Source organism: Pandoraea sp. CB10b_02, assembly GCF_002216225.1.
GTDB lineage: Bacteria > Pseudomonadota > Gammaproteobacteria > Burkholderiales > Burkholderiaceae > Pandoraea > Pandoraea nosoerga.
In genome coordinates, this window is the sequence record NZ_NJGW02000022.1 from 40,540 (window position 1) to 62,087 (window position 21,548).

At 65.4% G+C, this 21,548-nt stretch carries 22 protein-coding genes and 1 other RNA gene; 4 read left to right on the forward strand and 19 right to left on the reverse strand.

What is annotated here, in order from left to right:
- Positions 1 to 263 precede the first annotated feature (263 nt).
- From CDN36_RS18860 to CDN36_RS18930, 15 genes are all read right to left on the reverse strand, one after another.
- Positions 264 to 647, reverse strand: a complete 384-nt coding sequence (locus CDN36_RS18860; RefSeq protein ID WP_287497593.1) for a DUF6362 family protein — start codon at positions 645 to 647, stop codon at positions 264 to 266.
- A complete protein-coding gene (locus tag CDN36_RS18865; RefSeq protein WP_287497594.1) occupies positions 640 to 849 on the reverse strand; it encodes a hypothetical protein in 210 nt (69 codons plus the stop codon). Before CDN36_RS18865 ends, CDN36_RS18860 begins: the two co-directional genes overlap by 8 nt.
- A 1-nt stretch (position 850) precedes the next feature.
- Positions 851 to 1,327, reverse strand: a complete 477-nt coding sequence (locus CDN36_RS18870) for a crossover junction endodeoxyribonuclease RuvC (protein WP_287497595.1) — start codon at positions 1,325 to 1,327, stop codon at positions 851 to 853.
- A gap of 139 nt (positions 1,328 to 1,466) precedes the next feature.
- Positions 1,467 to 3,749, reverse strand: a complete 2,283-nt coding sequence (locus CDN36_RS18875; protein WP_287497596.1) for a phage/plasmid primase, P4 family — start codon at positions 3,747 to 3,749, stop codon at positions 1,467 to 1,469.
- Positions 3,746 to 3,997, reverse strand: a complete 252-nt coding sequence (locus CDN36_RS18880; protein WP_287497597.1) for a hypothetical protein — start codon at positions 3,995 to 3,997, stop codon at positions 3,746 to 3,748. The genes CDN36_RS18875 and CDN36_RS18880 overlap by 4 nt, the downstream gene beginning before the upstream one ends.
- Positions 3,994 to 4,740, reverse strand: a complete 747-nt coding sequence (locus tag CDN36_RS18885) for a hypothetical protein (RefSeq protein WP_287497598.1) — start codon at positions 4,738 to 4,740, stop codon at positions 3,994 to 3,996. Before CDN36_RS18885 ends, CDN36_RS18880 begins: the two co-directional genes overlap by 4 nt.
- Positions 4,737 to 5,246, reverse strand: a complete 510-nt coding sequence (locus tag CDN36_RS18890; RefSeq protein ID WP_287497599.1) for a DUF6511 domain-containing protein — start codon at positions 5,244 to 5,246, stop codon at positions 4,737 to 4,739. The genes CDN36_RS18885 and CDN36_RS18890 overlap by 4 nt, the downstream gene beginning before the upstream one ends.
- Before the next feature lie 8 nt (positions 5,247 to 5,254).
- Positions 5,255 to 5,860, reverse strand: coding sequence for a hypothetical protein (locus CDN36_RS18895; RefSeq protein WP_287497600.1), 606 nt, complete (start codon positions 5,858 to 5,860; stop codon positions 5,255 to 5,257).
- 3 nt (positions 5,861 to 5,863) lie between these two features.
- Positions 5,864 to 6,685: an ATP-binding protein gene (locus CDN36_RS18900; RefSeq protein ID WP_287497601.1), complete on the reverse strand. Its 822-nt coding sequence runs from the start codon at positions 6,683 to 6,685 to the stop codon at positions 5,864 to 5,866.
- Positions 6,685 to 7,440: a BRO-N domain-containing protein gene (locus tag CDN36_RS18905; RefSeq protein WP_287497602.1), complete on the reverse strand. Its 756-nt coding sequence runs from the start codon at positions 7,438 to 7,440 to the stop codon at positions 6,685 to 6,687. The genes CDN36_RS18900 and CDN36_RS18905 overlap by 1 nt, the downstream gene beginning before the upstream one ends.
- 3 nt (positions 7,441 to 7,443) lie before the next feature.
- Positions 7,444 to 7,923 carry a hypothetical protein gene (locus CDN36_RS18910; RefSeq protein WP_287497603.1) on the reverse strand — a complete coding sequence of 160 codons (480 nt, stop codon included), beginning with the start codon at positions 7,921 to 7,923 and terminating at the stop codon, positions 7,444 to 7,446.
- 11 nt (positions 7,924 to 7,934) lie between these two features.
- A complete protein-coding gene (locus CDN36_RS18915; protein WP_287497604.1) occupies positions 7,935 to 8,201 on the reverse strand; it encodes a DNA-binding protein in 267 nt (88 codons plus the stop codon).
- 159 nt (positions 8,202 to 8,360) lie between these two features.
- Positions 8,361 to 10,574 (reverse strand): hypothetical protein, encoded by a 2,214-nt coding sequence (locus tag CDN36_RS18920; protein WP_287497605.1) that lies wholly within the window; start codon positions 10,572 to 10,574, stop codon positions 8,361 to 8,363.
- 28 nt (positions 10,575 to 10,602) lie between these two features.
- Positions 10,603 to 11,145 carry a hypothetical protein gene (locus tag CDN36_RS18925; protein ID WP_287497606.1) on the reverse strand — a complete coding sequence of 181 codons (543 nt, stop codon included), beginning with the start codon at positions 11,143 to 11,145 and terminating at the stop codon, positions 10,603 to 10,605.
- A 12-nt stretch (positions 11,146 to 11,157) separates the two neighbouring features.
- Positions 11,158 to 12,276: a helix-turn-helix domain-containing protein gene (locus tag CDN36_RS18930; RefSeq protein WP_287497607.1), complete on the reverse strand. Its 1,119-nt coding sequence runs from the start codon at positions 12,274 to 12,276 to the stop codon at positions 11,158 to 11,160.
- 330 nt (positions 12,277 to 12,606) lie between these two features.
- On the opposite strand from CDN36_RS18930, the gene CDN36_RS18940 reads away from it, so the two are divergent.
- Genes CDN36_RS18940 through CDN36_RS18955 form a run of 4 tightly spaced genes read left to right on the forward strand, consistent with a single transcriptional unit; the run spans position 12,607 to position 15,279 of the window.
- On the forward strand, positions 12,607 to 13,050 hold the full coding sequence (locus tag CDN36_RS18940; RefSeq protein ID WP_287497609.1) for a DUF2924 domain-containing protein: 444 nt from the start codon (positions 12,607 to 12,609) through the stop codon (positions 13,048 to 13,050).
- The gene (locus CDN36_RS18945; RefSeq protein ID WP_287497610.1) at positions 13,050 to 14,429 is read left to right on the forward strand and encodes a recombinase family protein; all 1,380 of its coding nucleotides are present in this window, start codon (positions 13,050 to 13,052) and stop codon (positions 14,427 to 14,429) included. Before CDN36_RS18940 ends, CDN36_RS18945 begins: the two co-directional genes overlap by 1 nt.
- A complete protein-coding gene (locus tag CDN36_RS18950; protein WP_287497611.1) occupies positions 14,426 to 14,809 on the forward strand; it encodes a site-specific recombinase resolvase in 384 nt (127 codons plus the stop codon). Before CDN36_RS18945 ends, CDN36_RS18950 begins: the two co-directional genes overlap by 4 nt.
- Positions 14,806 to 15,279 (forward strand): hypothetical protein, encoded by a 474-nt coding sequence (locus CDN36_RS18955; RefSeq protein ID WP_174781351.1) that lies wholly within the window; start codon positions 14,806 to 14,808, stop codon positions 15,277 to 15,279. Before CDN36_RS18950 ends, CDN36_RS18955 begins: the two co-directional genes overlap by 4 nt.
- A gap of 306 nt (positions 15,280 to 15,585) precedes the next feature.
- On the opposite strand, the gene ssrA is transcribed toward CDN36_RS18955, so the two are convergent.
- The 4 genes from ssrA to ubiG all read right to left on the reverse strand — a co-directional run bounded on the left by ssrA (position 15,586) and on the right by ubiG (position 21,506).
- Positions 15,586 to 15,944: a transfer-messenger RNA gene (gene ssrA, locus CDN36_RS18960) on the reverse strand.
- Between the two features lie 29 nt (positions 15,945 to 15,973).
- The gene (locus tag CDN36_RS18965; protein WP_287497612.1) at positions 15,974 to 19,963 is read right to left on the reverse strand and encodes a DUF748 domain-containing protein; all 3,990 of its coding nucleotides are present in this window, start codon (positions 19,961 to 19,963) and stop codon (positions 15,974 to 15,976) included.
- Positions 19,964 to 20,086: 123 nt separating this feature from the next.
- Positions 20,087 to 20,809 carry a phosphoglycolate phosphatase gene (gene gph / locus CDN36_RS18970; RefSeq protein ID WP_287497613.1) on the reverse strand — a complete coding sequence of 241 codons (723 nt, stop codon included), beginning with the start codon at positions 20,807 to 20,809 and terminating at the stop codon, positions 20,087 to 20,089.
- Between the two features lies 1 nt (position 20,810).
- A complete protein-coding gene (ubiG, locus tag CDN36_RS18975; protein ID WP_150554927.1) occupies positions 20,811 to 21,506 on the reverse strand; it encodes a bifunctional 2-polyprenyl-6-hydroxyphenol methylase/3-demethylubiquinol 3-O-methyltransferase UbiG in 696 nt (231 codons plus the stop codon).
- Positions 21,507 to 21,548: the final 42 nt, after the last annotated feature.

Below are 21,548 nucleotides of genomic sequence, written 5' to 3' on the forward strand. Positions count from 1 at the left end.
TGGCCGACTGGTAACCTTGCCCGTACCCTGACGCTAAATAAGCGTCGCGCTCGCGCCCCCCGCATGGCATCTTCGGAAGGAAGGACCCCTTTTGCCTCAGGCTGTCTGGGATGCCTGCACCGCTGTCCAGAACGTAGCTGAAATATTAGCGGCGACAGCCTGTTTTGTTGCGGCGTAATCTCGCTCGAAAAGGGACAAGCGCCGCAACCGAAGGACAAACCCGGCAGCCACTACCCGACGTTGCTCACGTTCTTGGAGGGCGGCTACGCATCCTCGCCGTTGAGACGGTCGGTGACGGTCTGAAGAGCCTTCTGCCAGCGCCGCCATGCCGTCGTCCTATCGCACGCGAATCGGATCGTGATGTCTCGCCAGCCGTAGCGCTTGGCCCGCATCCACACCAGGTGCCGCTGCTCGACCTCGAGCCACTGCACCCAGCGCATCGTCTCCAGCATGCGATTGACAGCCTCAGGGCTGGGTGGGAAAGGCCGGTAGACCTTCTCATCGGCGGCGAACGCCTCCCACTCCTGTCGCACGAGTACCGGCCAGGTGTTGAAGTAGCCCTGCACCCGCACCGGGGGTAGGCGTCTTCCGGTGGTGGCAGCCTCTTCGAAGCGAACTGCCACGTCCTCGATGGTCCACTCAGCCACGGCGCGGCCCTCCTGCGCCGTAGAGACGTTCGCCGATGCGGCGCACGAACTCGCGCTCGACGAAGTCCAACCGCTCGTCGGTTTCGTTGATGACCAGAATGTGCTGATCGCGCCAACCGCGTTGCTTGAGCAACTCGAGGTCGGTCGCCTCGGGTTGGAGCCTGCCAAGTGGACAGCGGTAGGGCGGAGTCGGGATCTTCATCTCACACCTCCTGCCCCACGCCGTGGTCCTGAATCGCCCAATGCAACAGCGCCAGTGCGTCGGCTTCGTTGTCGTCGACCGGCGCATGTCCTCGGCTACGGACAGCGATGATGACCTGGTCCTTGCCAGCGTTACCCCGGCCGGTGGCGTGCTTCTTGATGGTGCCGACAGGCACGCCCTGGTACGGAATCTGGTGGTGCTCACACCACGCGGTCAGCGTTGCAAGAAATCCACCGTAGGCATGCGCCGCGTCTGTCGAGGCATGGCGCCGAACCTCCTCGAAGTACAGCGCGCCGATGCCGTCCGCCTGAGACTTGATCTCGGTGAGCCAGCGCTTGAAGCGCAAGAAGCGCATCCCGCCGCCTTCGAATCGTTGCGGGCGGAAGCTCTCGCTACCACTTGTGATGTGGCCGTCACTGCTGCGCAGCGCCCAGCCGGTTCGGGTGCCCAGGTCGAGGGCCAAAAGAGTCGGGTTCATGGATGCAGTCCTTGTTTGGGGACTGACACATCGGACAGGCCGCATCGAAACCCGCTTGAGGCGCGTGCACGCGCGCCCGCGCGGGAAAACTTACGACGTGGTGCGTCAAATCCGTCAGTCGGGTAGGTGGGCATGGCGGTCAGTGGTCGGCGTAGGGGGTAAAGGTGGGCACGGGCGGGTTCTTGAGGCCCACGCCCCGAAAGCCGCGCAAGCCCACGGTGTTGCGCCACTTTTCAACGCCGCGCGTGAGCAGCAGGTCGGCGAAGCGCTTTTGCGAGCCGGCGAACTCGCCCGCGGACTCGGCCCACTGCTTCCAGTCGGCGAAGAGCTCGGCCGTCAGCGACTTGGCGTTGGGGTCGCGCACGCAGCGTTCGTCGAGCCAACGGCCGAGCGCATCCTCGGCTTCGAAGTACTCCTCGGTCGCTTCGACCACCTGCTGAGGCGGATCGAGCCGGCCCAAGCGCTGCCAGTCCAGGCAGCCTTGCACCGCCCAGGCCAGGATGCCGTCGCGCTCCGCCAGAAGCTTGTGCTGCAGCAGCTTGTCGCGGCGTTCGGGCGGCACGGTGATCGTGAAGGGGATCAGGTGCAACCGCCGCTTCATCGCTTCGTCGATGTTGCGGATGGCGGGCTTGTGGTTGCCAGCGACGAAGAGCTTGAACTGCGGGAAAAACTCGAAGAAGTCCTGCCGCATGAAGCGCGCGGAGATCTTGTCGCCCCCTGTCAGACTCTTGACCTTGGATTCGGCCCAGCGACGACCCTGCTCGGTCTCGATCGCTGCGACGAAGCGCGCACCGCGCAGGCCGGCCATATCGGTCGGGTGCCGGTCGGTGCGCGTCTCCATAAAGGTGTCCATGGGCGCGTTGGCCGCGTAGTCGCCCAGGATCGTGGCCAGGGTGTTGACGAACACCGACTTGCCGTTCGCACCCGTGCCGTACAGGAAGAACAGCGCGTGCTCCTGCGTCGACCCGGTGAGCGCGTAACCCGCCATGCGCTGCATGTAGGCCTGCAGCGTGGCGTCGCCGCCGGTCACTTCAGCCAGGAACTGCCGCCAAGTCGGACAGTCACCGCCCGGCGTGGCAGTGGTGATCTTCGTCATCCGGTCGGCGCGGTCGTGCGGGCGCTGGCGGCCGGTCCTGAGGTCGACCACACCGCCCGGCGTGTTGAGCAGCCACGGATCTGCATCCCATTCATCGGTGGTGGCCGCGTGCCTGCGATCAGCACGCGCCAGACGCTCCACACCGCCGACCGTTCCTGCGCTGGCCAATTTGGCCGCCACCTTGGGGTTGTCGGCCTGCACTGCGGCGTGACGGCAGACGCCACGGATCAGGTCCGTTGCCGCCAGCGTGTCCTCGGTGCGCCAGCGCTGGCCGTCCCACACCAGCCACCGACCCCAGGCGGCCACATAGCGCCAGTCGCGGTGGTAGCGGCGGGTGAACGCGAGCGCAAGCGCGTCCTCGGTGCCCCAGACCGATTCGTCGGTGCCGACCACCGGCTCGCCGGGGTCGGCGATGTCGTGCATCTGCACGCGCGGCCCGTGCGCCAGAAAGGTCGCCACATCGAAGCCCTCGGCGACAGCGTCGGCGGCGTCCCAGCCCTCGGCAGCGTCCTCGGGCGGGTAGAGGATGTGGCAGGCCTTGGCCCCGGCCGTCAGGATGGCTTGGGCCGCCTGCACCGCGTACTCCCAGCCAGGCTTGTCGCGGTCGGGCCAGACGAGCACGGCCTTGCCGGCCAGCGGCGACCAGTCGGTCTTGTCCACGGGCGCGTTGGCACCGTGCATGGCGGTGGTGGCGGTGACGCCGGCGTCGATCAGCGCCTGCGCGCACTTCTCGCCTTCGACGAGCACGACCTGCGCCGCCGTCGTCAGACCCGGCTGGTTGTAGAGGGGGCGCGGCTCGGGCGGGGCCATCTTGCGGCGGCGCGCGTCCCAGGGACGGAATTCCTTCCTCTGGCCGGGCGGGTCGTAGCGGTAGACGACCGCGATCAGTCGGCCAGCGGCATCGAGGTAGTCCCACTTGGCGGTGGCCGGACCAAGGTCATCGACCGGAGCCTCCTTCTTCGCCCGACGCGGCGCGACCGGCCGAGCGCGACCGATCAGGTCAGCGGCAACACCGAGCACGCGCGGGAAGTCGGCGTGGACGTCCGTGCCGATATGGCGGGCGATCACGTCGAACATGTCACCGCCGTCGCCCGTAGCACGGTCGGTCCACAAGCCGGCCTTTTCGCCTTCGAGCACCACTTCAAGGCTGTCGCCGGGGCTGCCCATCACGTCACCGATAAGGAACTTGCCTCGCCGCTTCTTGCCGGCAGGAAACAGGGTGAACAGCACCGATTCGAGCCGGGCCAACAAGGCAGCGCGGATCTGATCGCGCTCGGCATCGAGGCTGCGCTCCGGGGCGGGAGCAACGTCGTTGAAGTCGATCATTCGCCCCCCTCCGCTTTGCTTGGCCGCAAAGCATCACGCCCCTGCGCAGCGGTGCTGTGAGCCGCCCATGCAGACAGTTCTGACAGCCGGTACCGAACGAGCCCGCCCAGGAGGTAGTGCGGAATGCGGTACTTGCTGCGCATCGCCGGGTCGGCGAACCAGTAGTACGGAAGCCGCAGCGACGCGGCCGCTTGCTTGGCGTCGATCATCGGTTCGACGGCCATGACGGCATCGGGCTTGGTGCTCATGCCTGACTCCTCCAGCACCGGTCCTGCCACGGGCACATCCGGCATTCAAAGTGGGTAGATTCGGAGAACGAGCGCGGCAGCAGATCACCGGCCTCAGTCGCGGTGATCACCTTGACCGCGCGGTCCGACATGCGCTGCGCGAGCGCCGCATCGAAGGGCACCAGCTCGGCGTAAATCTCCATCGTGTCTGCGTTGACTGCGGTGAACAGCGCCGGGTGTTCGTGCAGATCAAGGTAGGCCTGGTACAGCGCCACCTGGGCCGCATACACGGGCTTGGCGACAGCGAGCCGGTACTTCTCCAACTCGCGCCATGACTTCGAGCCCAGGCACTTGTTCTCCCACAGCGCGGGATACCCGAAGCCATGACCCAAGTCGGGACCGGCCACGATCACGCCATCGACGTGCCCCTGCAGGCGGCCGTCCAAGGCGGTGAAGCCGAACTGGTCGCCGTTGGCCTTGCGTGTGCGCAGATCGAAGCCCGCCGCACGCAGCCACGTCACCGCGCAGTCCTCCATGACGTGACCGCGCTCGAAGATGCGCAGGATGCGCCCGTCAGTGTCGCGGCCGGCATCGACCGGAGCCGCGGCGTACTCGTACTGCAATGCACGCTCGCACTCGGCCCCGAGGCGCGATGCGCCCAGATAGGTGCGTCGCGGCTGCGCTGCCCGGGCGCGCTGCATCCCGGTATCGATCAACGCGGTCAGAAGGCCAGAGAGACTGGCCGAGGAGTTGAAGTCCATCATGGCTTCTTCCCCTTGGTCTGCTGCCCGGGATGTTCCCAAGGCAGGTCGTCGGCCATGTCGGCGAATGGGCTCGCATCCGCCCTCATGGGGTCGGGCGTTGGCGTCATTCCGCGCACTGGGGGGTACTTGGTCGCCTCATGGTGCTCGACCATCGCCTGCGTGTAGCAGGTGACGATGGCGTCGATAACCTGCAACGCCTCTGCCTCCGCGTACTCACCGAGTGGCTTGGCAAAGCCGATCTCGCCTGCCGCTTCGCCGAAAGCCTTGAGGCACTTGCGCATGGCGGCAAGCTCGACGTCAGACGGATCGATCATGGTGACCTCCGTCTCGTTTCGCGCCCCTTCCTTCACGCGCAGCCAGTTGCCGTAAAGCGCGTGAAACGCCTCCTGGCAGCGACGCGAGCAGAACACCCAGTCGATGGGGTAGCGCCGGGGATCGCCGACACCGTGCCGGTTGTCGGTGTGGCCGAAGCCCCGGGCCTGTCGTTTGCAGACCCAGCATTTCATCCGCCCCCTCACTGCGCCCAGGCGGGCTTGCCAGGGACGGCAGGGCGGACTGCCTGCATGGGAGCCGCCGGTGCAGATGCAGAACGCGTCACCGCAGCGGGTACAGGCGCCGCGCCCAACGCTTGGGCGTAGTCCGCCTGGTCGGGCTCGACCGCCATCTTCACGACGTTGCGCAGTTCGCCGCGCCCGTCCTTCTCGATGTCAATGCGCGCAACGAACTCCAGGCCATCGAGCTCGTGGAAGCCCTGGATGCGGCGGGCAGCGGCGGCCTGCGGCGAACTGTCCTGAGGTCGGATGTTGCGCGCAGAGTTCAGCGCGGCACGGACGAAGCTCCGCCCCATGTTCCCCCACGCCGGTCCCTTTGGGCTGTGCAGGCCGACATTGCTCCACATCTTGCGGCGGGCGTACTCGCCCTCCAGCACGACGAACTCGCAGGCCAGGTAGACCGAGCCGGTCTCGAAACTCTGCGTGGCGTATCCACCGGTCCAGCCCTGCACCGGGTCGTCGTATCCGCCGGGCTTGATAGTCATCCGGACTCGGGCGACCGTGCCCTTGGGGATCAGGTCGAAGGTCTGCTGCTGTTCGGCGTCGTTGAAGTCGTTCCAAGCGGTCATGGCTTATTCCTTGGTGGTGTTCGGGATGTGGGTGGCGGCGGCGCACTTCTCGATCAGCGCGTGCAGGTCGGGCGGCTCCAGCACATCGAGCTGACCGGAGCGGTCCTTGGCCGGGTAGCCGTAGGGGTTCAGGGTGTGGGTGACGAAGGCGCGGTAGGCGCTGCCGTCCTCGGCCTTGATCTCGGCGAGCGTCACCACCTCGTCGACGATGCCGGGCAGTTCGGCAGCGGTCTTGGCGCCCTCGATCTGGGGCACGAACACCTTGCGGTTGAAGTCGTCGATGCGCTCGTCGAGAATCGCGACGAACACGACGTGCTTGCCGCGGGCGTGCTGCAAGTGGGTGAGCGCGGTCAGCATCTCGGTACCGAGCAGTCCGTAGGCGCCGCGCGTGTCCGGCTTGCCAGTGCGCTCGGACACAGCCTGCGGCTGCGCCTTCGCCCAGATCAGCGCCAGCCGCGCCAGCACGGTGATGCTGTCGACGAAGTAGGTGTCGTACTTGGCCAGTTGCGCCGGGTCGCCGTAGCGTTCGCAGACGTGGCGGTAATGCGCCTCCGAGAACGGTGCCTCGGGCGGCAGCGCCGGATTCGGACCGGCGAGGAACACCACGAGATCGCGGAACTCCGGCCAGGTGGTCGGACGCACACAGTCGCCGCGCCAGTCCTTGACGGCCAAGTCGCCGGCCTCCAGATCGACGAACAGAGTCGAGGCCTCGGGCAGTGTCTTGAGCTGGGTGGTCTTGCCGATGCCGCTCTTGCCCAGCAGCACGAGTTTCACGCCCTGCTTCTCGCGCAGCCGTTGGTCGGCGGTGATGATGGGAAGTGCCATCACGCCACCTCCTTCAGCTGCTCGGCGACGGCGGGGTTCCAGAGAATCTGGTAGCCGCTGTGCCCGTTGCGCGAGTACGGCATCGCTTCGGCCCAAGCCTCGCCGGACTCGGTCAGCTCCCACTCGTCGCGTTCGTTGCGGAACTGCAGGCCGTGCTGGGCCAGACGCTGGTTGGTGGCCTTGGCAGACAGGCCGAGCAGCTTGCCGAGCTGAGTGGCGTTGAGCGAGCAGATCGCCTCGTTCGCGGCCGGCAGAGCGCGCCGCAGGGTCTCGACCGCCAAGCCCGTGTTCTCGTGGATGCAGGTGAGCGTGGCCGCCATCGCGATGCCGGGCTTCACCCCGGGAACCTTGGCGACGGCCTCGCCGATCAGCAGAATCGAGCACACACGGTCTTGGGTCGGGGCAGGCAGTGCCGGTGTTCCAGACAGCGCGTAGCGACCCGTCTTGCGGATGGCCGGCAGCACTTCGTGGGTCACCCAGCGCTTGAAACGCTTGGCCTCGGGCTTGCGGCTCTTGAGGATGGCCGAGTACAGGCCGGATTCGTTGATGACCAGCATCTCCTGATCGCCCGAGGGGGTACGCACAATCTGCGTACCCTTCTCGTCGTCATCGAGCGAGCGGGTCATGTCGCTGGCCATGCGGTAGTCGAGCGACTGGGCGACATCCGCCGCGACGAACCACGGCTCGCCTTGTGCGTCGGTGACAACACGGACCGGCCGGCCCTCGAAATCGAACGGAATCAGTTCGTTGTTCATGGATCAGTCCTCCGAGGTCAAGGTCAGCCGAAACGTGGGTTTGCCAGGCTTGACCGTGCGCGCGGCCTCGAACTGCGAGCGCAGAGCCGCGGGCCAGTTGTTGAAGCGCGACTCGGAGACGCTGAACTCGACGTCCAGGTAGTCCTCGACCTTCTCGCCGGCCTCGGCGATGCGCCGAGCGGTGGCAGCGAGCTGCGCCTGGTCCCAGGACACGCGCTTCGGGGTGTCGACCGTGACGCGCAGCGGGCCGTCCTGGAGATGGATGACGCCGAAGTCCTTGCCGGCCTCGAAGCGCGCGGCGCGGACCTGTTCGCCATAGGCCGCATCCAGCGCCACGTCGAACTTGGCGCGCGCCTTCTTGAGCCAATCAAGGGCTTCGTCGAGGTTGCGGGAGATCTCGGCCTTCTGGTCAGGCGGAAGCGCGGCCAATTGGCCGACCGACATCGCGGCAATGTCGGCGGGGAATACGGTCAGGTCACTCATGGCCGTCTCCCTCACTGGTACGCCCGAGCAAAGGTCGAGTAGCGCGAGACGCGCCGTTCGAAAGCTTCGACTTCGAAGATCAGGTAGGTGACGCGGGCGCCCAGCTTGCAGAAGACTGGGCCGAGCTGCTCTTGACGCCAGCGGCGTAGGGTCTTAACCGACAGGCCCCAGCGGGCCGCCAGCTCATGCTCGTTGAGGGCGAGGCGGACTTCGCCTGCAGATTGCGTCCAGCGTGCAGATTGGCTGCGCGTCTGAACAGAAGGGACTCGGGTATTCACGAGATGTGCTCCTGTGTAGTGAAAGGGCACGTCTCATTCTTCGAATCGGTCTGTAGGTCGTCCGCTGATGTTTTGTAGGTCGAATGTAGGTGGACGCCAGAAGCAGAACGGGCTGCCCAAGGGCAGCCCGCACGGCGTTGACTCCTCCAGATGTAGCGATCAGAGCAGCAGCATCCAACCCCGGGACTTGTCGGGTGGATGCCCGATGTACTGCTTCCAGGTATCGCCAGTAAAGAGCTGGGCAGGAGACTTGCTGCTCATGCCTTCGAACAGCGCGCCACCGGTCACAACCGGATTACCTGCGCGATGCGCTTGCATCAAGCGCTCGACCACCAGAACTTGTTTGCCCCCGACGAGAGAGAACGGCAGCTTGCCAGGGATGATGAGCGTGGCCGTTTCCTTGCCCGCGATATCGCAGGTGATGCGCAGATCAGGAACGGCCGCTGCGAAGGCTCGATGGCGACCATCGCGCAGGGTCTGCATCAGTCGTGTCTGGTCGACGGTGATTCCAGCTTCGTCCGCTGTCAGGACGTCAGCCAGCTGCACGATGACGTTCGCCCCGAGGAACTCAGGACAAACCCCCGTGGCTGTCAGAACCACACCCCAGCCCGACTGACCGTCGCCGCGCAGACTGCTGTCTACAGAGGCAATGACATCCATTCGGTCAAGGCAGCGAGCCAGGTGCACCGGAACATCGTCGTTTCCGTCGACCAGCGTACCGAGCTTCACGACAGGACCGGTTAACCGCGGCGTGCGCCCCATGCGCATCGCACCGCGCAACCCCTTGATGACACGCTCGGTGAGCCAGTCCCGCTTGACCTCGAATCGCTCCAGCTCGCTGGGATCAACCGCAACCAGGAGTCCGGTCTGCGGGTCGTCAAAGACCAGCCGCCCTTCAATCGAACGCACCGGCGCCTGGAGTACCGTCCCATCGTCGCGAACTCGGGTCACAAATGATGCCCGCGCCTTCGGAACCAGGAAGCCCGCCGACCGCAGCACGGAAACGTCCGCGCCCCAGTTGTGCAGTTCAGCGCGGGACACTTCCGCACAATCCGACTCATACAACCGCAGCATCGCGCTGAACTGCCCGGCCTCGCTCGCGGCATCGAGTGGCGCGACCGATCTGACGATGCCGTAGGCCTCAAGAACCGCATAGCCCAACTCGCGGTCGCGCGGGTCCTGACGGCTTGCTAGGTTGCAACGATTAGGCGCGCTCAGCGTGATCGGCAGGTTCACCTCCTTACCGTTACGTTCGAACCGCAGGTTGATCACGACCCGGCTGATCAGCGTTGCCCGGCTGAAGATGTTGTTGTCGCCGAGCATGGCGCGCGCTGCGGTATCGATGTCGTCGTCCTTGTCGACCTTTACCACCACACGGCGCTTGAGGTTCTGCGGCCGCGCTTCGGCCTCGACCACTCGAACGTCCAACACACCAAGATGTTCCACCTCTGTTTGCGACAGATGAAGCGACCGATAGAAGCGCTCCAGGTTGTACTGGCGAAGCGACATCGGCCTACCTGACAGATCTGATCCAGTCGCGACTTCCGCGAACGCAGCGGCGATCAGCGGACGCTCGGCTGCCTGCTCGGCGAACACCTCGATCCGCTTCTGGGCAGGTTCGAATAGCAGTGTTGCTTCGACCGGAGGCTTGTAGTGGATGGGCTGTAGAGAGAGATCGGGCAAGGTGTCCTGGACGCTGCTGGTCATTCCGGCATGCCGGATCAAGAACATGTGTAGTGAAGGCGAACCTGCACCGTCATCAGACTGGGAGACCTCGAAGTGCTGAATGAGGCAAGGACCGGAGATCTGCAGCTGCTCCTTGATCTTGGTCTCGAACGCGGCCTTGGCGGCTTCGTTCCACTCGAATTGCGCCAGTTGGTCGCAGTCGACCTCGAAGGCTTCATAGAGGCGACCGAAATTCCGATAGTGCTCGGCGAAGTGGAATCGCTCGGCCTCCTCGAACAGCTGGGGCATCCGAATCAGCAGGAACACCGATCTCCCAAGGTCGTCGGTCTGTGCATCAAAGCCGGCGCGTAGTCCGCCTTCCGGATCATCGAATTTGTAGATGTCGCGCTCGACAACTTTGATTGCCGCGGGACCTTTGCCTTCGGCCAATGCGATCACCCGTCGCGCATCGCCTTCAAGCCTCGACAGGGATTCCGTGGTCAGATGTCGGCAGCCGTCGGACAGCGCCCGTCGAGCCTGGGCACACGTCTGGGCATCGGCCTCAGGCGTCAGTTGCGCGAGCGCGGACGTAACCCACGGCTGACCTGCCAGGTCGCTGACGCTGTCGCAAAGCGTCCGAATGGCACCAAGGGATGCGGTTTCAACAAACCGATGGAACGAGGCAGTGTTCTTTTTCGCCTGGGTCATTGTTCGTTCTTGTTGTTCAACCTTCCTGTCAGGGGATGATCCCGAGACGGACCTTCACCTTGATCTCATCGAGCCACCGCTGGCGGTAGTGGCGAGCCATTTGGTCGATCTGAACTCGGCCGACGCCGGCTTGCTGGGCCAATTGCTCCAGAGACGTCACCAGATCGAGCCAGTCGAGACGACCGGCGACGACGATCGCCGCCTTGTCCGCCGTCGATAGCAGCAGCTTGACTGTCCCCATCAATCCTTGGTCATGGAGCCAGGCCAGCAAGTGAAGCTCCCCGGCGTCGAGTCCAGCGCTGGCCGGATAGGCAAGCCCGAACCGGGCGATGGTGCGTTTGTCGACCGGGTGGCGCGCCGACAAACCTGCGACCAGAACGTCTCGATCGACAGCTACGTGGCGCGGATCAGTCGGGTCCCCTGTCAGGGCCTCCTCGACGCACTTCTCGACGGTTTCAATCGAAAAGGTAGTTGGCAGTGATGACCAGCACCCAACGCGGAAGGCTTCGAGGATGACATTGGTGTCGACGAAAACGCGGACCCGGGCGTGAGGAGCGACGACCTGCTGCATTCCGGGCGCACCTCAAAGCTCATAGGGTGCAGCCAAGGAGTGCTCAGCAAACAGGTCGACCAGCTGCGTGAGGCTCATGCCCATCGCCTTAGCTGCCTTACGCGCCGACAGCCTCCCATGGTCGATCGCCCGATGCAGCATCGCAACGAACACAGGCGAGAAACGCTTCGGAGTTGCAGATCGCGAGAGCCGCTGCCGCTCAGACAGGAGCGCCTGGCGCGTCGGCTCCGTGATCCATCGCAGGTTGAACAGCCGCCAAGCCAGCGCTGCCGGCGCCACGCGCAGTTGGGCTGCAATCTCCGCTAGGTGGGCTGCGTCGTCGATGCGGCGCCGGTCAATCAGACGGTCCAGCGATGCCGTCGGCATGAGCAGCGCAGCCGCGAAGTTGTTGGCCAGTTGCTCGATGCGCTTGCCCCGGGAGCGGTCCTCAACCGAGTTCGATTCCCGGTGGTCGGGCTGCATCGCGTCCCAAGTCAGCGCATGGAACAGCTCATGCGCGAGGTCGTAGAAGCGCCGCGATTCGGGCTCGTGACGGTTGATAAGGATGACGCCCAGATCCTGCAAGTGGCAGGTCGCGCCTGAAATCGACTCGCCTTCCTCGGTTTGGACGGTATCCACGAACAGCACCGGAATGTCGAGACCGCGCTCCACGCGCTCGATCAGGCGCTCGGCGGGCACATCACCCAACTCCAGCGCCTGTACGAGGCTTTCGGCCCGCGCCTGGGCATCCTCGAACGAGGACTGCGCGGTGAGCCGCAGGCTGTGCTTGAGCGGGCCTTGCTGGTTCTCTGACGCCCTCAGCCATCGCAGGAGGCCGATCCACTGGCCCGCCTTTAGCTCGAACGCGTCCAGGCTCGCCTCGTCGATCTCGGGAGCTGCGCGCCAGTTGAACTGGGCCTCGCCGGTGACAGCGAACGGGTCCAGAAAGAACTCGACGTCGCGGTCGAGCACGTCGGACAGCAGGACCAACTCATCTGGCTTCACCAGCCGCTTGCCCTTCTCGATGTCCGACAGCGTCTGCCGATCGTTGATGCCCATCGCGGCAGTCAACTGTTCTTGCGTCCAGCCCTTGCCCTCGCGTGCAGCTTTCACGCGATAGCCCACCAAGCGAGGGGAAAGACGGTCGAGCATGGCAGTCCTCTGAGGAAAGAACTGCATTGTATTCTTGCGAAACAAGATTCGCAAGATAGAGACGCGTTGCTATGCGTTGCCATCCGTTTCAGACGGCCTCGCGGACCATCACTGACGGTTTCGACTCCCTAGATCCGTCATGAAGAACCTCGAACTTCCATCTCCCGCGGAGATGCAGCCCGCCGCCCGTGCTGCTGAGATCACTTGCATCCTTGCGGCAGCCATCGTCCGCGGCACCACCGCCGAGCCTCCAACAGAGAGTCCGGTTGACCTTGGCTTCTTGCCCGACCAGCGCGTTCATGCAACCCCCTATCCAACGGAGAAGTTGTCATGAACGAGAAGTCAGCGTCCATTGGGGCGCGGATCGCCGACCTGGGTCATCTCCCGATGGCCGAGCTGTGGGTCCTGTGGGACCGGTACTTCGAGCGCCGGCCCGAACATCCGAATCGCACGCACGTCGAGTCCCGCATCGCCTACAAGCTGCAGGAAGAAGCCTTCGGCGGACTCGCACCCGAAACGCGCCAGCGCCTTGAGGCCATCGGCGTCAAGCACTCCAAGATCAAACTGCGCGCGCGCCCGCGCAAGTTCGACTTCGCGCCAGGCACTGTGCTGCTGCGCGAATGGGGCGAGCGCGAGCATCGGGTGACGGTCGACGCCGACGGTCACTTCGAATACGAAGGCCGCCGCTTCAAGAGCCTGACCGCCGTGGCGCGGCACATCACCGGCCAGCATTGGAGCGGCCCGCTGTTCTTCGGCCTGAAGGGAGGTGTCTGATGGCGGAGATCGCATCCTCGAAGCCGCGCAAACGCTGCGCGGTCTACTGCCGGGTGTCGTCGGATGAACGACTCGACCAGGAGTTCAACTCCATCGACGCGCAAAAGGAGGCGGGCCATGCCTTCATCGCCAGCCAACGCGCCGAGGGGTGGATTCCGGTCGTCGACGACTACGACGACCCCGGCTACTCCGGCGGCAACACCGAGCGGCCGGCCCTCAAGCGTCTGCTGGCCGACATCGAGCGCGGGTTGGTCGACATCGTGGTGGTCTACAAGATCGACCGCCTCACGCGCAGCCTGGCCGACTTCTCCAAGATGGTCGAGGTGTTCGAGCGCCAGGGCGTGTCCTTCGTGTCGGTCACGCAGCAGTTCAACACCACCACCTCGATGGGGCGGCTGACGCTGAATATCCTGCTGTCCTTCGCCCAGTTCGAGCGCGAGGTCACCGGCGAGCGTATCCGCGACAAGATCGCCGCCGCCAAGAAGAAGGGAATGTGGATGGGCGGCGTGCCCACCATCGGCTACGACGTGGTCAACCGCCAACTGGTGGTCAACCCAGCCGAGGCGGCGGTGGTGCGGCGGATGTTCGAAGAGATGCTGACCATCGGATCACCCACGCAGATCGCCGCCCGGTTGACTGCCGAGGGCGTCACGACCAAGGCATGGACGACCCAGGACGGCCGCGTGCGTACCGGCACGCGCATCGACAAGAAGTACATCCACAAGGTGCTGCGCAACCGCATCTATCTCGGAGAACTGTCAAATCGCGGCCAGTGGTACCCGGCGCAGCACGAACCGATCATCGAACGCCAGCTGTGGGATCAGGTGCATGCGGTGCTGGCCCGCGACAGCCACGCGCGGTCGGTGGACACCAAGATCCGCTCGCGCAACGACGCGCTGCTGCGGGGGCTGCTGTACGCGCCGACGGGCGAACGCATGTACCCAACGTACTCGCGCAAGAACGGCCGCAAGTACCAGTACTACGTCTCCAAGTCTGAGAGCCGGTTCGGCGCACCCGGCAAGAGCTACGAGCGCCTGCCCGCCGGCGAGATCGAAGCGGCGGTCGTGGCCCAGATCCGGACCGTGCTCACCAGCCCCGAATCCGTCACCGCCGTCGTGCGCCAGGTCCAGCGCCAGGGCGCGCCCATGGACGAAGCCGCCGTCGTGATGGCGATGGGGCGGCTGAACGACGTGTGGGATCAGCTCTTCCCGGTCGAGCGGCACCGCATTGCCAACCTCATGATCGAGCGCATCGACCTCGTCCACACCGACGAGATGCAGGGGATCAAGGTGAAGTGGCGCGAACTGGGCTGGGACGCTTTGATTGGCGAGTTCGCGCCCAGGAGCATCGGCGCCGAGTTGCTGGAGGTCGAAGCATGATAGACGGAGTTCGCGAAACCTTTGTGCCGCTGACCCTGCGGCGGCGCGGCGTGCGCCGGCTGGTTCAGCACAAGGCCGAGGACCGGGACACGCACGACAGCACGCTCATCGAAGGGATGGCAAGGGCCTTCCACTGGCAGCGGTTGTTAGACAGCGGCGCCATGCCGAGCGGCTCGGCCATTGCGCGTGCCGAAGGGCTGCACCACTCGGTGGTCAACGAACTGCTGCGCCTGACGCTGCTCGCGCCCGACATCGTTGAGCTGCTGATGGCCGGGCGACAGCCGCGCCGGATGAGCCTGATCTGGTTCCAGCGCAATCCGCTGCCGGTGGACTGGGCGGCGCAGCGCGAGATCGTGCGACGCTTCGAGGAGGCCGCGTGAGCACCAAGCACCGCGGACGCTTCGAGGGGGCGCTAATCACCCAGAAACTCCCGGCGCCGGCCGGCGGCGTGAAGCTGGAAACCTTTCTGCCCTGGCGGCTCGTCCAACGTGGCACCCGGCGCGCGGTGATCCCACCCCCTGGGGTCCGGACGGCCGTCGAGGCGCACTCGACCTGGGCCGCTCCCGTGCGCACCGAGATCCCAGACACCGCACTCCTGCGAGCGCTTGGGCTGGCGCACCACTGGCAGCGGCTGCTCACCGAGGGACGGGTTGCCTCGGCGGCCGAGATCGCCATAGCCGAGGGGATGGACGTCTCGCAGGTCCATCGCCTTATGCGGCTGACCCTGCTGGCCCCCGAGTTGGTGGAGCGCCTCGCCGCCACCCCCGAGCTCCCCGTCGAGCGACTGCTGGGTCGCCCGTGGCCCTATGGCTGGGCCGAGCAGATCCGGGTGCTGGCCTCGATGCCCTGACGGGCCCTGTCATCACATCGCCGCCGCCTTCGGGCGGCCTTTTTGCGGCCTGACGATCTCTCTCGGTCACCGCCGCCGGGCAGTTGCCGACTGCAACCGGCGCCGCTAAGTCCTTGATGGAGCACGTACAGGTCCCCGGAGTCCTCCACGGACACTGAGCGAAAAACAGAGAACAGAGAGGCCGTGAGGGGCGAAGGCGGTCCGAGCTCAAAGGCTGCGTCCGCAAGATCACGCCGTGAACACGCGCCAACACGCGGGGAACGCGCAAGAAAAAAGGCCAACCGAGAACGGTTGGCCTTGGGTAAATGGTGGAGCCGGCGGGGATCGAACCCGCGTCCGCAAGTACTCTACGACCAGTTCTACATACTTAGTTCAGTCATTTGATTTAACCGTTTTGTCGCGGACGAACACGCTACGCAACGGCGATCCACTTGGTTTTCGGCCCCGGCGTCATGGCACCACCGGAGATTATCTGACGTATATGACCTCGCCTGGTATTGCTACCCTAGCCCGTCAGAGAGCTAGTGCGAGGGAGGCGCCCTTAGGCAGCCAGCTGGTAACGAGAGTCGTTAGCAGTTACTTAATTTCCCATTGATTAACGAGGTGACGGGTCCTCGGTATGCCCTGAATCGCTTCGCCACCCACGTCGAAACCATGTCGGCCCCGTGGAATTGCTAATTATGACATAAATGGCTCATTTGAGTGCGAAGTCCACCCGCGTCGTCGCCCCCTTGTCCTTGATGCCGTCGGCGTTGAGCTTCGGCGCCAGCACGAAGAGCCGGTCGGCCGCGATCTTGCCGTCCAGCCACGAGCGCACCTGCTGCGCCCGGCGCTCGGCCAGCGCTCGCAGATCGTCGTCGCTCACCTTGATGTTCGTCTCCATGAGCTTTTCCATCTCGTCGTCCGGCAGCGACTTGGTGAACCCGATCATGTTGCGCGGTTTCGCAAAGTCCGCCGCCTTGTAGGCGGCCGTCAGGTACTTGCTGCGCTCCTCGGGCGTCACCTTCACGCTGTCGACGTCGATGCTCTCGCCCTTGCCGACCATCGCTTTCACTTTCTGCGCCTTGATCGCGCGCTCGACTGCCACCTGGCGCAGCCCGTCGGTGTCCTTGGCCGGGTCCACGCGACCCACGATGTCGAGCTTGAGCGACGGACGGTCGTTCAGCGCCTTGACGAGCGTCTCGAGACGCTTCTCGTCGTCCGCCGTCAGGCGTGCGCTGCCGGGGGCGAATTCCACGTAGCCCAGTTCCTCCTCGCCGCCGCCGAAGGCCGAGGCCAGCAGGCTGAACGGCGCGGTCACCGCCTTGACCACGAGATTCACCACCGCACGGAAGATCACGCCGCCCAGACTGAACTGCGGGTCGTCGAGCGAGCCGGAAATCGGAATGCTCACGTCGATTTCGCCGCGCGAGTTTTTCAGCAGCGACACCGCCAGCCGCACGGGCAGGTTGGTCGCCGTCGGGCTGTCCACGTGATCGCCGAACGTCAGCTGATCGATGAAGATGTGGTTGTTCGCCGTGAGCTTCGCCTGATCGAGCAGATAGTGCACGTCGACCGTGAGCTTGCCCTTTTCGATGGGGTAACCCGTGTATTTCGTCGAATAAGGGGTAAGGTTGGTCAGTTCGATGCCGTCGGCCTTCGCGCTCAGGTCGACGAACGCCATCGGCGCGAGCGGGTTGATCTTGCCGTTGATGTCGATCGGTGCGTTGCGGTTGACCTTGCCTTGCAGCGCCACGTCCGCCGGTTCGGTCGTGGCGGTGCCGAAGGCGCCGATGCGCCCCCCGATGCCTGTCAGATTGGCCGAGTAGTTCGGCTTGACGAAGTTGTCCGTGAAGTTGATGTTGCCGCCTTGCAGCGTGATCCGGCCGATGTGCACGTCCGCCGGCAACGCCTTGCCCGTGCCGTAGCCGGGGCCGCGCTGCACGGTCGTCTCACCCGGCTTTTGCTGCTTCTTCTCGAGCTCCGTGGGCTGGCCCGCTTCCACCGCCGAGGCGGCCGCATCCAGCGGGGGTTTAGCCGGCGCCCCGTCGAGCGGCACGCCCTCGCTGGCGCGCGTGAGCGAGCGGGGCGCCTCCTGCTTGTTGCCGACCACGTCCGCCAGGTTCAGGCGCCCGTTCGCGTTCACGATGATCCGCGCGTAGAAGCGCGAGAGCGCGATGCTGCCCAGTTGCACGTTCGGCTTGCCACTGCCGATCGCCATATTGATCTGCTGCACCGACAGCGCGTTCCAGCGCACGAAGTCGTCTGCCGTCACCTTGTCGAGCAGGCGCACGTTGCCCAGCGTGGCGTCGCCGCGGTACGTGACCTGCGGTGTATCGCCCTTCATCGCGAAGGTCGTGCGACCGCTGCTCGAGAGCAGGGCGCTGGCGATGCTCGCGTTCAACTCGTCGCTCATGTACGAATCGAAGGCGGCCAGGTCGAGTTGTTGCGTCTTGAGCTGCAAATCGCCCGAGAGCGGCTGCGGGGTGACGGTGCCCGTGGCGTTGAGCGTGCCCTTCCTGTTGAGGGTGCCGGTCACTTCGAGCTGCAACGGTTTGCCCATGTCCTGCGACGCGCCTTGCACCTTCACATTGAGCGGCGCGAACTTCGCATTGATCGGCCGGCCTTTGACCGCGCGATCTTCGAAGCCGACGCTGGCATTCTCGATCGCCACCTTGCCGACCTTCCACTGCCAGTCGCTGGCGGCTTGCGCCTTCGGTGCGGTCGTCGCCCGTGCCGACGTGCGTCGACCGCGCTCGGTGCCGACACGAGCGTTGATGTCGCCGCGCCTGGGCGCGCCCGCCCTGGGCTCGCCATTGCCGGCGAGCGCGAGCAGGTTGATGGTGCCGTCCTTGTCGCGCCGTGCGGACACGTCCAGCCCGGTGACGGTGAGTTCATCGAGCGTCGCCTTGCGCGCCCCGAGATCGAAGTGCGAGAGCTTCGCCTCGGCCTTGGCGAGCTTGAGCGGCGCGTCACCCTTGCGGCCCGTGAGCCACTCGATCTTCTCGAGCGTTGCGCTCGCCGGCTCGATCTGGACGTTCGGCTGCTTGTCGGGCGCGAAGGCCGCGCTGAACTTCGCCTGCACGCCGAGCGTGCCGCTCTTGAGGTCGCCGGCGAGCGCGCCTTGCGCAAACGGGAGCAGCGGCGCGAGGGCGATGGACTGCGCATCCAGTTCGCCGCTCGCGTTGTACGCGGGGAGGCTGAACTGGCCGCGCGCCTTGACCGAACCGCCGCTCTGAATGCCGATCGACGCGTCATACGTTGCCGGCGTCTTGCCGAGCGTCGAGAACTGCTTCACCCCGATGGCGATGTTTTCCAGCGAGACACTCGCCGGTTTGGCGCCGCGCTCGTCGGTGAGGTGGACCTTGCTGTTGACGAGCGAGACGTCGCTCACCAACAGGTCGAGCGGTGCGGGCTGCGCGGCGGCGAGGGCCCTGGTTTGCTCAGCCTCGGCAGCCGACGCCGGCGTGGCGGGGCGTGCGGTCTGTTCGGCGGGCACCTTCGGGGCGGCTTTCGCGGCTTCGCTCGCCTTGGGCGAGGCGGCGGCCTGGTTGACTGCCTTGCTCACCGCCCGGATGGCGGGGCGCTCGGGCAGCAATGCCCGCGTCACGTTGACCGAGCCGTCCTTCTCCAGCACGACGCGCTGGTCCAGACCGTCGATTCGCACGCTGTCGATGTGGTAGACGTTGCTGAGCGGCTCCACCTTGCCCAGCTTCACGTCGAGTTGCTTGAGCGAGACGAGCGGCGCGCCGCCGGCCTCGTTCACAACCGCGTCGGACAGCCGCGCCGTGCCGGTGAGCAATACGTGCGCGCCGTTCCTGTCGCGCGTGAAGCGCAGTTTCAGGTCGGTGCTGAGCGCGCCACTCTTGATCTGTGCCGGCACCGTGACCGGCGAGTAGCCGAGGTATTTCGGCACGTCGAGGCGGTCGAGCTTGATGTCGAGCGTCGACTCGAGCGAATCGGCAAACGGTTTCGTCTGACCCGAGATATGCAGCGGCGAGCCGTCGATGGAGGCCTGGAGCAGCGGCTGTACGAAGATATCGGTGTCGGCCGGCAGGTTGGCGATGAACGGCACGCCGACCTGCAGGTGATCGATGACGTGTTTTTCGTTCTGCACGGCATCGTCGAAACGGAGGGTGCCGTCCTTGATGTGGACGTTGTTCAGCGCGAAACGGGCGGGCTTCGAGGGCTCGGGCGATGGCGGCCCGGAAGTCGCGCGGTCGATGATGTCCGAGAAATTGAAGCGTTGTGGCGCCGTGCGCACGATGTTGACGACCGGCGTCTCGAGATAGAGCTCGTCGACGACGGGCGCCAGGCGGAACAGCGACCCCCACGACACGTTGACTCGCAGCAGGCCGACGTCCACGAACGGTTGCCCGGGCGTCCTGTCGCCGATATGCACCTGATGCAGATCCAGACGCAACGTGTATGGATTGAAGCTGACGTCACCCACGCTCACCGGCCGTTCCAGGTAGGCCGAGAGCTTGTCGACGGCGTAGTGCTTGAGCACCGCCGGCACCGTGAAATAGCTGATCACACCGAAGACGGCGATAACGCCAACGGTCCACAGGCCGGTCTTGCGCGCACGACGGCGCACGTTGGGGTCGCGGCCCAACGCTTGTGCGCGGGCCAGACCCTGCTGCAGGCGGGGGCCGCCCGCGGCGACATTCGAATTCGGATTGCGATCGTTCGCTTGCTCGGCCATGCGGTCTCCCGTAAGCAGCCAGTGAAGCACGCCGCGCCTGAGATGCGCAGCGGGACAGACCCGGGACCGGCCGTAACGGCGGCAACCGCCGCGGCCCTTCCCGGTAGATGACGGAAACCGGCGTCAGGCCGGCGACATCACCAGCGGGGCGATCGCGCCCGCGCGTTCGACGACCGCGTCGGCCTGCCACTGCGTGGGCGCGAGCGTATCGCCGCAATATCCGTATGCTGCTGCGATGGTCGCCATGCCGGCGGCTTTGCCGGCCTGGACGTCGCGCAGGTCGTCGCCTACGTACACGATGTCGGCGGGCGCCACGCCAATGCACTCGGCTGCGTACAACAGGGGCGCAGGGTGCGGCTTGCTGTGCGGTGTCGTGTCCCCCGAAACTACACAGGCTGCGGTGTCTGCCAGGCCGAGCCGCTTGACGAGCGGCGCGGTCAGGCGCGCGGCCTTGTTCGTGACGATACCCCACGGAATGCCCCGCGCCTCGAGCGCGGCAAGCAAGGCGGGAATGCCGTCGAACAGGCGGCTTTGCACGCACAGGGCGGCTTCGTAGTTGGCGAGGAAGGCGTCTCGCAGTTCGGGGAACGCGGCGTCTTCGGGCGTCACGCCAAAGGCGCTGCCGATCAGGCCGCGAGCGCCGTGCGACGCCTGCAGGCGAAGCGTCTCGTATGGACCGGGCGGCAGGCCGCGATCGGTGCGCACCTTGTTGACGGCGGCGACAAGGTCGGGCGCCGTGTCGGCCAGCGTGCCGTCCAGATCGAACAGCACGGCGCGCACCCGGCCGCCCAGCAGGTGCGGCACGTTTCGAACGTCGGAAAGGACTCCGGCAGGGGGCTCGAACATATCAGGCATCGCGCGTGCACGCGACCATGTAGTTGACGTCGGTATCGCGATTGATCGCGTAGCGCTTGGTAAGCGGGTTGTACGTCAGGCCACGCAGATCACGGACTGTAAGACCGCTGGCGCGGGCGAACGAGGCAAGTTCCGACGGACGGATGAACTTGGCGTAATCGTGGGTGCCGCGAGGCAGCATGCGCAGCACGTACTCCGCGCCGACGACCGCCAGCAGCCAGGCTTTCGGATTGCGATTGAGCGTCGAGAAGAAGACATGGCCGCCCGGTTTGACGAGCGTGGCGCAGGCCGCCACGATCGACGCGGGCGAGGGCACGTGTTCGAGCATTTCCATGCAGGTCACCACGTCGTAAGTCCCGGCGTCGCGCGCGGCGAGCGCTTCGGCCGAGATTTCTTCATATTCGATGGAAAGGCCGGCTTCGAGACTGTGCAGATCGGCAACGCCGAGCGCCTTTTTCGACAGGTCGATCCCTTTGACGCGAGCGCCCTGACGTGCCATGGATTCGGAGAGAATGCCGCCGCCGCAGCCGATATCGAGCACACGCTTGCCCTGCAACGGCACGTGCTGCTCGATCCAGTCGAGGCGGAGTGGATTGATTTCGTGCAGCGGCTTGAATTCGCTGTGCGGATCCCACCAGCGGTGGGCCAATTCACTGAATTTGTCGAGTTCTTGGGGGTCGGCGTTCATCACTTGATCATGGACATTGACGGCTTGGGGCAGGCAGGCTGC